Origin of the sequence: Streptomyces sp. NPDC048523 (assembly GCF_043199815.1) — a bacterium.
Lineage (GTDB): Bacteria > Actinomycetota > Actinomycetes > Streptomycetales > Streptomycetaceae > Streptomyces.
The window spans coordinates 811,790-823,759 of record NZ_JBICWQ010000004.1; the positions used below are offsets into that span (position 1 = coordinate 811,790).

General features: G+C 70.4%; 9 protein-coding genes. 2 read left to right on the forward strand and 7 right to left on the reverse strand.

The features are described 5' to 3' along the window. Positions 1 to 14 precede the first annotated feature (14 nt). Positions 15 to 1,919, reverse strand: a complete 1,905-nt coding sequence (locus ACGFWE_RS24525; protein ID WP_393601715.1) for an AMP-dependent synthetase/ligase — start codon at positions 1,917 to 1,919, stop codon at positions 15 to 17. Between the two features lie 152 nt (positions 1,920 to 2,071). Between ACGFWE_RS24525 and ACGFWE_RS24530 the strand changes: the two genes are divergently transcribed. Continuing rightward, entirely contained in the window at positions 2,072 to 2,305 is a 234-nt protein-coding gene (locus tag ACGFWE_RS24530; RefSeq protein WP_352385836.1) for a DUF6480 family protein, read from the forward strand. 4 nt (positions 2,306 to 2,309) lie between these two features. Here ACGFWE_RS24530 and ACGFWE_RS24535 read toward each other — a convergent pair whose 3' ends face one another. The 6 genes from ACGFWE_RS24535 to ACGFWE_RS24560 form a co-directional block, all read right to left on the reverse strand. After that, positions 2,310 to 3,398 (reverse strand): glutamate--cysteine ligase, encoded by a 1,089-nt coding sequence (locus ACGFWE_RS24535; protein WP_393601717.1) that lies wholly within the window; start codon positions 3,396 to 3,398, stop codon positions 2,310 to 2,312. A gap of 107 nt (positions 3,399 to 3,505) precedes the next feature. Continuing rightward, entirely contained in the window at positions 3,506 to 5,713 is a 2,208-nt protein-coding gene (gene glgB / locus ACGFWE_RS24540; protein ID WP_393601719.1) for a 1,4-alpha-glucan branching enzyme, read from the reverse strand. A gap of 3 nt (positions 5,714 to 5,716) precedes the next feature. After that, the gene (locus ACGFWE_RS24545) at positions 5,717 to 7,078 is read right to left on the reverse strand and encodes a maltokinase (RefSeq protein WP_352385830.1); all 1,362 of its coding nucleotides are present in this window, start codon (positions 7,076 to 7,078) and stop codon (positions 5,717 to 5,719) included. Between the two features lie 26 nt (positions 7,079 to 7,104). Beyond that, complete coding sequence (gene treS, locus ACGFWE_RS24550) at positions 7,105 to 8,823, reverse strand: maltose alpha-D-glucosyltransferase (protein WP_393601721.1); 1,719 nt, start codon at positions 8,821 to 8,823, stop codon at positions 7,105 to 7,107. Continuing rightward, entirely contained in the window at positions 8,820 to 10,796 is a 1,977-nt protein-coding gene (locus tag ACGFWE_RS24555; RefSeq protein WP_393601723.1) for an alpha-1,4-glucan--maltose-1-phosphate maltosyltransferase, read from the reverse strand. Before ACGFWE_RS24555 ends, treS begins: the two co-directional genes overlap by 4 nt. A 73-nt stretch (positions 10,797 to 10,869) precedes the next feature. Beyond that, positions 10,870 to 11,169: a DUF5133 domain-containing protein gene (locus tag ACGFWE_RS24560; RefSeq protein WP_393601725.1), complete on the reverse strand. Its 300-nt coding sequence runs from the start codon at positions 11,167 to 11,169 to the stop codon at positions 10,870 to 10,872. A 295-nt stretch (positions 11,170 to 11,464) separates the two neighbouring features. On the opposite strand from ACGFWE_RS24560, the gene ACGFWE_RS24565 reads away from it, so the two are divergent. Further along, positions 11,465 to 11,959: a pep a2 gene (locus ACGFWE_RS24565; protein WP_352389860.1), complete on the forward strand. Its 495-nt coding sequence runs from the start codon at positions 11,465 to 11,467 to the stop codon at positions 11,957 to 11,959. Positions 11,960 to 11,970: the final 11 nt, after the last annotated feature.

Below are 11,970 nucleotides of genomic sequence, written 5' to 3' on the forward strand. Positions count from 1 at the left end.
CCGACGGCGAGGTTTCACCGGAACACGTCGTCCGAGTCGTCCCAGCCCAGCACGTCCTCCGCCGGACCGCGCCGGGCGTTCGCCGAGCGGGCCTGGTACATCGCGTCGATCTCCATCGCGTACCGGCGCACGATCTCGTCCCGGCGCAGCTTCATCGACGGCGTCAGCAGGCCGTTGGCCAGGTCGAACGGCTCCGACAGCACCCGGAACACCCGGATCGACTCCGAGCGCGAGACCGTGCTGTTGGCGGCGGCCACGGCCCGCGCGATCTCCTCCCGCAGCGCGTTCTCCTCCCGGGCCCCGCGCGCCGAGGGGTCCTGCTGGGCCACCAGGACTCCGCGCCAGTGGGCCAGGAACACCGGGTCCAGGGTGAGCAGGGCGCCCACGCAGGGCCGGTTGTCACCGACCACCACCGCCTGGTGGATCAGCGGATGCATCCTCAGCCGGTGCTCGAGGGCGGCCGGGGCCACGCTCTTGCCGCTGGTGGTGACGATGATGTCCTTCTTGCGGCCGGTGATCGTCAGATAGCCGTCGGCGTCCAGCTGCCCGAGGTCCCCGGTGGCCAGCCAGCCGCCGTACAGCGCCGCCCGTGTCGCGGCCTCGTCATGGACATAGCCCTGGAAGACCGACGGCCCGCGCACCAGGATCTCCCCGTCGTCCGCCACCCGGAGATCCACGCCCGGCAGGGGCCGGCCCACGGTCCCGGACCTCTCCCGGCCCAGCGGCTGCATGGTGATCCCGCCGCAGGTCTCCGTGAGGCCGTATCCGTCGTGGACGTAGACGCCGATGCCCTCGTAGAACAGGGAGAGCTCACGGTTGAGGGTGGAGCCGCCCGAGGTGGCCCGGCGGGCCCGGCCGCCCATCGCGGCCCGCAGTCTGCGGTACACCGTCCGCTCGTACAGGGCGTGTTGGAGCCGCAGGTCGAACCCGGGGCCGGGGCCCTCGCCCAGCCGCTGCCGCTCGCAGGCCAGGGCGAAGTCCCGTGCCGTGTCGGCGGCCCGCTCGAACAGGGCGCCGCGGCCCGACTGCTGGGCGGCACGCAGGAAGTTCTTGTAGATCTTCTCGAAGACGGAGGGGACGGCGTAGAAGTAGGTGGGGCGGAAGGACTGCAGAGCGGCCGCCAGCGCCTCCTCGCTCAGATCGGGCTCGTGGGCCATGAGCAGACCGCCGCGGATGCACACGCTCTGGATCATGAGGCCGTAGACATGGGAGAAGGGCAGGAAGGCGAGGACGGACGGCTGCTCTCCGGGAGGTGCCGTGATCTGGCGCCAGCCTTCGAGGAGGGTGTCGACGGGGCTCGCGAGGCCGCGGTGGCTGAGTGCGCAGCCCAGCGGATGACCCGTGGCGCCGGAGGTGTAGGCGATGACCGCCGTGGAGTCCGGCAGGACGATACGGCGCAGCGACTCGACCGTGGCGAGCGGGATCATCCGGCCCCGCTGCGTCAGGTTCTCGAGCGCGTCCGCATCCAGCTGCCAGACGTGGCGGAGCCGGGGCAGCGAGGCGCACACCGAGCCGACCGTCATGACCGCCTGCTCGTCCTCCACCACCACGGCCACACAGTCGGTGTCGCGCAGGATCCACTCGACCTGTTCGCGCGAGGACGTCGGATAGATCGGTACGACCTCGGCGCCGACCGTCCACAGCGCGTAGCTGAGAACCGTCCACTCGTAACGGGTGCGCGCCATGATCGCCACCCGGTGGCCCGGCGAGATCCCCGAGGCGACCAGTCCCTTGGCGAGGTCCACCACCTCGTCCCGCAGTTCCACGGCCGTGACCTCCTGCCAGCGTCCCGAGGAGCCCTCGGGACGGCGGGCGAGCACCGGCAGGGTGGGGTCCAGCTCCGCCCGCTCGAACACGCTGTCGGCCAGACCGCCGCTGGAGCGCGAGATGGTCCGGGGAGCGAGGGCGAAGTCGCGCATGCGCTGCTCCTGACGTGTACGGGCTGTGACTGCGCGGACGAGTTCGGTCATCCGCGGTGCTCGAATCTAGCCCAGGCGCGAGCGAGTGGTACCTGGAATACGGAAGTAAGCGGTCAGCCGTGATCTCGTCGAGATCGGGGCACTCGGACCGCATGAGTCACGTGAACCCCGATCCCGAACCCGAGCGCACCACCGGACTGGAACCGGGCGGCGGCGTACCGCCGGGCGAGACCCCGCCCGCCGAGAGCAGCATGCCCGAGGCCGGCCCGCGGGAGACGCACAACCCGACCAGGGGCTGGGCCAAGGGGCCGCTGGCCCTGATCCTGCTCCTGGTTGTCCTCGTCGCCGCGTTCTTCCTGGTGTACGCGGTCGTCCTGGCCCTGTGAGGACCTACGACTGAGTCAGCCGGACGCACTCGGTGACCACGCTGCGCAGGCTGCCGGTGCGCTCCAGCAGCTCGCGCTGCACCCGGGCGCCGTTGCCGCGCCGCAGCAGTTCGGCGCACGACTCGCGCGCCCGGTCCAGGTCGCCGCTGTCGGCGAGCGCGTCCTCGACGTGTTTCAGCAGGGCTCGCACCACGGTCTCGGCGGGCATGCGGTGCATCGTCGCCGGATGGAGCAGCTCCTCGGTGATGCCGGAGCGCGCGGCCCGCCAGGCCGCCAGCCGCAGCAGGCTCACACTGTGCGTCACCGGCTCCTTGCCCGCCCGCCACTCGCGCGCGGCCGTCTCCACCAGCCCGCGGGCGAGGGTCGCGAGGAGCGCGGCGGTGTCCGCGTGCAGACAGACGTCCGAGACCCGGATCTCCACCGTGGGGTAGGTCCGGGACAGCCGGGCGTCGAAGTAGATCATTCCCTCGTCCAGGATGACGCCGGTCGCCACCATGTCCGCGACCCGTCGGTGATAGCGCTCCGCCGAGCGGAACGGCTCGGTCGGACCGGCCGAGGGCCAGCGCTGCCACACCCGGCTGCGGTAGCTGCTGTAACCGGAGTCCTTGCCCTGCCAGAAGGGCGAGTTGGCGCTCAGCGCGGCCAGCACGGTCAGCCAGGGCTGTATCCGGTCGACGACGGCGACGGCCTCCTCGTCCGACTCCACGGATACATGGACATGACAGCCCATGACGAGCTGCTCCTGGGTGGCGATGCCGTACTGCTCCGCCATCCACTGGTAGCGGCGGCCGACGCCCACGGAAGGGCTGACGGGCAGCGGCGAGGTGGCCAGGGAGACCACGGCACAGCCGCTGTCGCCGGCGAGCCGGGCGGCCTCCTTGCGGCAGCGCACGATCTCCGCGCGGAGTTCGTCCATGCCCGACTGCGGGTGGGTGGCGAACTCCAGCATCTGGTTGTGCAGTTCCTTCTCGAAGACGTCCTGGCCCGGCTCGTCCTGCGCGGCTCGCGCGAGTACGGCCGCGGACAGCGCCTGCGGCTCGCCGGTCTCGGGGTCGACCAGGAGGAGTTCCTCCTCCACTCCCACGGTGCGCACGTGACATAGCCCTTTCTGTGGCCCTCGGCGACGACGAGGATGCGGGTTCTCGTACGACCCCGACTGCCCCTTCGGGCCGGTCGGACACCTCCGCGTCGCCTGTGGGCTCAGCCGGGCACCGGGACCAGCCACACCGTCGCCAGCGGCGGCAGGGTGAGCCGCAGCGCCCCGTCCTCCGCCTTGACCGGGTCGCGCCGCACGATGTCGCCGCCGCCGTACCGCGCGGCGTCGGTGTTGAGGGACTCCTGCCACAGGGGGAGACCGTCGGGGACGGCGAGGCGGTAGTCCTCGCGCACGACGGGGGAGAGGTTGGAGACCGCGAGCAGCGGACCGCCCGCCGCGTCGAACCTCAGGAAGGCGAAGACGTTGTCCTCGGCCGCGTCCCCGACCACCCACCGGAAACCGCCGGGGTCGGTGTCGCGCTCCCACAGGGCGGGGGTCGCGCGGTAGACGGCGTTGAGATCGCGCACGAGATCGCGGACGCCCCGGTGGTCGGCCTCGGCCCCGTACGCCGGGTCGAGCAGCCACCAGTCGGGTCCGTGGGACTCGGACCACTCGGCGCCCTGGGCGAACTCCTGGCCCATGAAGAGGAGTTGCTTACCGGGGTGGGCCCACATGAAGCCGAGATACGCGCGGTGGTTGGCGCGCTGCTGCCACCAGTCGCCCGGCATCTTGGACACCAGCGCCTGCTTGCCGTGGACGACCTCGTCGTGGGAGATCGGCAGCACGTAGTTCTCGCTGTACGCGTACACCATCGAGAAGGTCATCTCGTTGTGGTGGTACTTGCGGTGCACCGGCTCATGGCTGATGTAGCCGAGGGAGTCGTGCATCCAGCCCATGTTCCACTTCAGGCCGAAACCCAGGCCCCCGCTGTCCGTGGGACGGGTCACCCCGTCCCAGGCCGTGGACTCCTCGGCGATGGTGACGACACCCGGCGCCCGGCGGTAGACCGTCGCGTTCATCTCCTGGAGGAAGGCGACCGCGTCGAGATCCTCCCGCCCCCCGAACACATTGGGGCTCCACTGGCCGGAGTCGCGCGAGTAGTCCAGGTAGAGCATCGAGGCGACCGCGTCCACGCGCAGGCCGTCGATGTGGAACTCCTCGCACCAGTACACGGCGTTGGCGACCAGGAAGTTGCGCACCTCGACGCGACCGAAGTCGAACTCGTACGTCCCCCAGTCCGGGTGCTCGGCACGCCGGGAGTCTCCCGGCTCGTACAGCGGGTCCCCGTCGAAGCGGGCCAGCGCCCAGTCGTCCTTCGGGAAGTGGGCGGGCACCCAGTCCATGATCACGCCGATGCCGGCCCGGTGGAGGGCGTCGACCAGGTACTTGAAGTCGTCCGGGGTGCCGAGCCGGGCCATCGGCGCGTAGAACCCGGTGACCTGGTAGCCCCAGGAGCCGCTGAAGGGGTGCTGCGCGACCGGCATCAGCTCGACATGAGTGAAGCCCAGGTCCCTGACGTACGACGGCAGCTCGTCGGCCAGTTGCCGGTAGGTCAGTCCTGGGCGCCAGGACGGGAGATGGACCTCGTAGACCGAGAACGGCGCCACGTGCACGGGCGTGTCCCCGCGGTGGGCCATCCAGTCTTGGTCGCCCCACTCGTAGCGCGAGGAGGTCACGATGGACGCCGTGTCGGGCGGCACCTCCGAGCGGCGGGCCATCGGGTCGGCCTTGAGGAACCGGTCGCCGTGGCGCGAGGTGATCTCGAACTTGTAGCGGGCGCCCTCACCGATCCCGGGCAGGAACAGCTCCCACACTCCGGACGCGCCGAGCGAGCGCATCGGGAACTGCTGTCCGTCCCAGAAGGTGAACTCCCCGGCCACCCGGACGCCCTGGGCGTTGGGCGCCCAGACCGTGAAGCGGGTGCCGGTCACTCCCTCGTGGGTCATGGGCTCGGCGCCGAGCGCCTTCCACAGCTGTTCGTGGCGGCCCTCGCGGATGAGATGGAGGTCGGTCTCGCCGAGCGCGGGCAGGAAGCGGTAGGGATCGTGCACCTCCTGTTCGCCGTCCGCGTACGACACAAGCAGCGTGTAGTCGGGGATCGCGTCGAGGGACAGCAGAGCGGAGAAGAGACCGTCGCCCTCCGACGCCAGCCGTCTGCGCTCGCCGTCGATCACGACGCTCACCGCACGGGCGAAGGGACGCAACGCCCGGAAGAGAACCCCGCCCTCGACCGGGTGGGCGCCGAGCAGGGCGTGCGGGTCGTGGTGGGCGCCGGCCAGCAGCCGGCCCCGGTCCGCGGGGTCGAGCGCGGGGGCCGGGGCACAGGGCGCCGGTCCGGACGGCTCGGGCAGGGAAGTGTCTCGCAGGGCCACGGCTCAGTCTCCTCTCACGGCGAGGCGTTCGATCGCCGCCATGGGCACGGGCAGCCAGTCCGGCCGGTGTCGTGCTTCGTACAGGACCTCGTAGACGGCCCGGTCGGTCTCGTAGGCGCGCAGCAGTCCGTGTTTCTTGCGCGGATCCCATCCGGCGAGAGCGGCGTAGCCCCCGCAGAAGGCCTCCCGGCAGCGGCGCGCCCACTCCGGGCGCCAGGGCCGGCGCTGCCGGGCCGCGTAGTCGAAGGAGCGCAGCATGCCCGCGATGTCCCGGACCGGGGACTGGGCGGTGCACCGGTCGGCGAGCGGGCGCGACGGCTCGCCCTCGAAGTCGATGACGAACCACTCGCGGCCCGCGCGCAGCACCTGCCCCAGGTGCAGGTCACCGTGGACGCGCTGCGCGGGCGGCCCGGAGTCGCAGGTGGCGAGTGCGCCGAAGGCGTTGCGCAGGCCGGGGACGAACGGCCGCAGCGCCGGCACGCTGTGCGCGGCGGAGTCCAGGCGTTCGGTCATCGCTGCCGCCGTGGAGGCGTTGTCGTCGTGGCCGCTGCCGGGGAAGGCGGCGGCCAGCGCGAGGTGCACCTCCGCCATGGCCCGCCCCAGTTCGTGTGCCTGCACGGTGAAGTCGTCGCCCGCGGCGAGCGCCTGGAGCGCCAGCGCCCAGCCGTCGGACGCGTCGCGCAGATACGGCTGGAGCACGCCGAGCGTGGCCTCCTGCGGATGCGTGGTCCGGAACCAGGCGACCGGCGCCGGCACCCGGCGGCAGCCCTGTCCGGCCAGTGCGACCGGCACCTCCAGGTCCGGATTGACGCCGGGCTGGATGCGGCGGAAGAGCTTCAGGATGAACTCGTCGCCGTACACCAGCGAGGTGTTCGACTGCTCGGCCTCCAGCAGCCGTGGCGGGAGACCGGCGGGCACCGGCACCGAGGGGGCGCGCTCGAAGCGCAGCGGGCCGGCCGTGCCGGGATGCCGGAGCCGCTCGAGCAGCAGTTGTGCCGAGCGCGGGTCGTGCAGGGCGTCGTACACCGTGAGACCGGCCAAGGGGCCCTGCTCCGCACGGCCGATGAGGGCGCGCCCGAGACGTGGCAAGAGGTGTTTGCGCACAACGAGCAGCAACTGGTAGCAGTCGCCTGCCGGGGCGCCGCCGCCCGGCGCGGGCACCCCGCCGTGACCGGTGTGGACCAGCAGATGCAGACAGCCCGGGAACAGCTCGGTCATCGACAGCAGACCGAGCTCGCTCACAGGCCGGTCCTTGCCCGCGAACCAGCGCTGCCGCGGCAGCCATTGGCGCAGCAGGTCGCCGAGCGAGGCCATGAGATCGGCCGCGGGCGCGGGTCTCGGGCTGAGGGGTGCGGTCTTCGGCATGGTGACGCGTCCTTTCGTCGGCACGCTCAAAGGCGTCGGCCGATGCGGGATGCGACTCGGGAGAGCCGGAACCAGTAGAAGCCGTGCCCGCCGAGGGTCAGCAGATACGGCAGTTCACCGATGGCCGGGAAGCGCACCCCGCCGAACAGCTCGACCGGGTGCCGGCCGTCGAACGCGCGCAGATCCAGTTCGGTGGGCTGCGCGAATCGGGAGAAGTTGTTCACGCACAGGACCAGGTCGTCCTCGTACTCCCGCAGGAAGGCCAGCACCGCGGGGTTGGAGGAGTGCAGCTCGGTGAAGGTGCCGAGACCGAACGCCGGGTTCTGCTTGCGGATCTCGATCATCCGGCGGGTCCAGTGCAGCAGGGAGGACGGCGAGGCCATCGACGCCTCGACGTTGGTGACCTGGTGCCCGTAGACCGGATCCATGATGATCGGCAGGTTGAGCCGGCCCGGGTCGGCAGTGGAGAAGCCCGCGTTGCGGTCGGGTGTCCACTGCATCGGGGTGCGTACGGCGTCCCGGTCGCCGAGCCAGATGTTGTCGCCCATGCCGATCTCGTCGCCGTAGTAGAGGATCGGCGAGCCGGGCAGGGACAGCAGCAGGGCGGTGAACAGCTCGATCGTGTCACGGTCGTTGTCGAGCAGGGGGGCCAGGCGCCGCCGGATGCCGATGTTGGCGCGCATCCGCGGGTCCTTGGCGTACTCGGCCCACATGTAGTCGCGTTCCTCGTCGGTGACCATTTCCAGGGTCAGCTCGTCGTGGTTGCGCAGGAAGATGCCCCACTGGCAGTTGGCCGGGATGGCCGGGGTCTTGGCGAGGATTTCCGAGACCGGGTAGCGCGACTCGCGGCGGACGGCCATGAAGATGCGGGGCATGACCGGGAAGTGGAAGGCCATGTGGCATTCGTCGCCGCCGGCCTGGTAGTCGCCGAAGTAGTCGACCACGTCCTCCGGCCACTGGTTCGCCTCCGCGAGGAGCACCGTGTCCGGGTACATCGCGTCGATCTCCTTGCGCACCCGCTTCAGGAACTGGTGCGTGGCGGGCAGGTTCTCGCAGTTGGTGCCCTCGGCCGCGTACAGATAGGGGACCGCGTCGAGGCGGAAACCGTCGATGCCGAGGTCGAGCCAGAACTTCAGCGCGGCCAGGATCTCCTCCTGCACCGCCGGGTTCTCGTAGTTGAGGTCCGGCTGGTGGGAGAAGAAGCGGTGGAAGTAGTACTGGCCGCGGACCGGGTCGTGGGTCCAGTTGGAGGCCTCGGTGTCGACGAAGATGATCCGGGCGTCCTGGTACTGCTTGTCGTCGTCGGCCCACATGTAGTAGTCGCCGTAGGGGCCGTCGGGGTCCCTGCGGGACTCCTGGAACCACGGGTGCTGGTCGCTGGTGTGGTTCATGACGAAGTCGATGATGACCCGCATGCCGCGCTGGTGGGCGGCGTCGACGAACTCCACGAAGTCGGCGAGGTCACCGAACTCCGGCAGCACGGCGGTGTAGTCGGCGACGTCGTAGCCGCCGTCCCGGAGCGGTGACTTGAAGAACGGCGGCAGCCACAGGCAGTCGACACCGAGCCACTGGAGATAGTCCAGCTTGGCGGTCAGGCCCTTGAGGTCGCCGACACCGTCGCCGTTGCTGTCCTGGAAGGAGCGGACGAGCACCTCGTAGAAGACCGCGCGTTTGAACCAGTCGGGGTCCCGGTCCTTGGCCGGGGTGTCCTCGAAGGTGTCGTGGACGGGCTCGTTGACAGTCACGCTGTGGATCCTCCGATCTGCGGTGCCGACCTCTGGACCTGGAACAGATGCGCGGGTGCCCGGCCGGGCTCCAGGCGCACGTAGTTGTTTCTGCTCCAGCGGTAGGTCTCACCCGTCAGTTCGTCGTGGACGGACAGGGACTCGTGCCATTCCAGGCCGAGTTGCGGCATGTCCAACGAGACCGTGGCCTCCTGGGTGTGGTGCGGATCGAGGTTCACGACCACCAGGACCGTGTCGTCACCGGTGCGCTTGCTATAGGCGATGACCGCGTCGTTGTCGGTGTGGTGGAAGCGGATGTTCCGCAGGCGCTGGAGGGCGGGGTGGCGGCGTCTGCTGGTGTTGAGCTGGGTGATCAGGGGGGCGAGGCTGTCCTCGCGGTCCCAGTCGCGGGCCTTGAGCTGGTACTTCTCCGAGTCCAGGTACTCCTCGCTGCCCTCCCGCACCGGGGTGTTCTCCGCCAGTTCGTAGCCGGAGTAGATGCCCCAGGTCGGCGAGAGGGTGGCGGCCAGGACGGCGCGCAGCGCGAACGCCGGACGGCCGCCGTGCTGGAGGAATTCATGCAGGATGTCGGGGGTGTTGGTGAAGAAGTTCGGCCGCATGTAGGAGGCCGCCTCACCGGAGAGCTCCGTCAGGTACTCGGTGAGCTCTTCCTTGGTGGTGCGCCAGGTGTAGTACGTGTACGACTGCTGGAAGCCGATCTGCGCCAGGGTGTGCATCATCGCCGGCCGGGTGAACGCCTCCGCCAGGAAGATCACGTCCGGGTCGGTGGCGTTGATGTCCGCGATCACCCGCTCCCAGAACACCACCGGCTTGGTGTGCGGATTGTCCACCCGGAAGATCCGCACCCCGTGGTCCATCCAGTGCCGCAGCACCCGCAGCGTCTCCACGATCAGCCCCTCCAGGTCGGCGTCGAAGGCGATCGGGTAGATGTCCTGGTACTTCTTCGGCGGGTTCTCCGCGTAGGCGATGGTGCCGTCGGGGCGGTGGTGGAACCACTCCGGGTGCTTGTGCACCCAGGGGTGGTCCGGGGAGCACTGCAGGGCGAAGTCCAGCGCGATCTCCAGACCCTGCCCCTTGGCCTCCTGCACGAACCAGTCGAAGTCCTCGATCGTGCCCAGATCCGGGTGGACCGCGTCATGCCCGCCCTCCGGCGAACCGATCGCCCACGGCACGCCCACATCGTCCGGGCCCGCGGACAGGGTGTTGTTGCGGCCCTTGCGGAACGTCGTGCCGATCGGATGGATCGGCGGCAGATAGACCACGTCGAAACCCATCGCGGCGATCGCCGGCAACCGCCGGGCCGCGGTACGGAACGTGCCGTGCGGGTGCTCCGGCGTGCCCTCCGAACGCGGGAAGAACTCGTACCACGACCCGAACAGCGCCCGCTCCCGCTCCACCAGCAGCGGCAGCGTCTCCGACGCCGTGATCAACTCCCGCAGCGGATGGCGGGCGAGCACCGCGTCCACGTCCGGGGTCAGGGCCCCCGCCAGACGGGTGGCGACCGGGAGGGAGTCGTCCGCGAGCGTCTTCGCCGCGGCCAGCAGCACCGCGTGCTGCGGCCCCTCCGGGACCCCCGCGGCCGCGCGGGTGTACAGCTCGGCGCCATCCTCCAGGACCAGCCCGGTGTCGAGACCGGCAGGAACCTTTATGCGGGCGACGCGGCGCCAGGTGCCGACCGGATCGCTCCAGGCCTCGACGCGATACGTCCAGTGGCCCTCGACGTCCGGGGTGACCTCCGCGCCCCAGCGGTCGCTGCCGGGAGCCAGTTCCCGCATCGGCGTCCAGGGGCCGTGCCGCCCTTCCGGGTCGGTCAGGACGACATTCGCTGCGACCGCGTCATGACCCTCGCGGAACACCGTCGCGGTGACCTGGAACGTCTCTCCCACGACCGCCTTCGCCGGGCGCCTGCCGGAATCGACGGCAGGGCGGACGTCCCGAACCGGGATGCGGCCGATGACCGGGGTGGAACTCATGCTCTCGCCTCCGCCGTGCTCGAGGCCGGACGCTGACTGCGCCCGGCCGGGGATCGAAGCTGCGCCGGAAGGGTTACCTCCCCGCGGGGGAACGGTCCGCGGACCTCGGCGGACCACGTCTCGCGACGGCACCCGTGCGGGGGAGGTCGCTCTGCTCCTGCCGGTAGGCCACCACGCTGCTGCGCAGATAGCGCTCGGCGGCCTCGGCCGCCTCACGCGCGCAGCGCTTGCCCATCAGAACGCACAGCGTGTAGCCCGAGTCCTCGAAGGTGGCCCGGACATCGCGGTCGGTGGGGGACGCGAGCATCACGCGCTCCCAGGCGCGATAGCGCCGCAGTTGCCGGGCGACCTCGGCTTTGGCCGGTAGCAGCATGGCGCCGTTCACCTTTCGGACTCGGGAGGATCCAGGGCGCGGAAGGGTCCGGGCTCGGGAAGATCCAGGGCTCAAGAAGATCCGGGATTCAAGAGATCTTCACTCATGGTGCATGGATGACGACCCAACGTCTTGTTGGTTCTTCAACTACCTCGTCGGCCGCTCGTGTTGCACGAATGGCGTAGCTCTCCCACGCTGGAGTGACTCTGAAGCGATCAGCGCTCACGCTCTGTGTTTCGGGGCCCGGCCCCGCGGGGGCCGGGAGGAGCGGGAGCTTCGCCGGTGAGGAGTGACGATGAAGACCGCAGTGCCCTGCTACTACCACCTCGACGTGGAGGTCAGCCCGGAACGGGTCGGACAGGTCAGGCGCATCCTGGCCGCCCACCTACGGCTCTGGGACCTCGAGACCCTGGTCGAGCCCGTCTGCAGTGGTGCCGAACTGCTGCTGAAGGCCATCGACGAGCACGCGAGGGACAAGAACACCTCGATCGAGCTGTGGTGGAACGGCCAGCACCTCATCACCGCCGTCGCCGGGAACGACAGCGAGCTGCGCCCGGATCTGGATCTGCGCGCCTGCCTCGAGCGGATCGCCGCGATGAGCGACGGCTGGGGCTGCTGTGCCACCGACACCGGCAGCAAGGTCATCTGGTTCTCGCAGCGGGCCCGCGCCGGCGAGCGCGTCCCCCTCGTGCCGACGGCCCCCGAGCCCACCCTGCGGGAGGTGCTCCAGGTGCCGCGCGAGATGCCGGTCGCGGTCCTGGCCGCCACCACTGCCGATGGCGGGTGCTGAGCGTGCCGTCG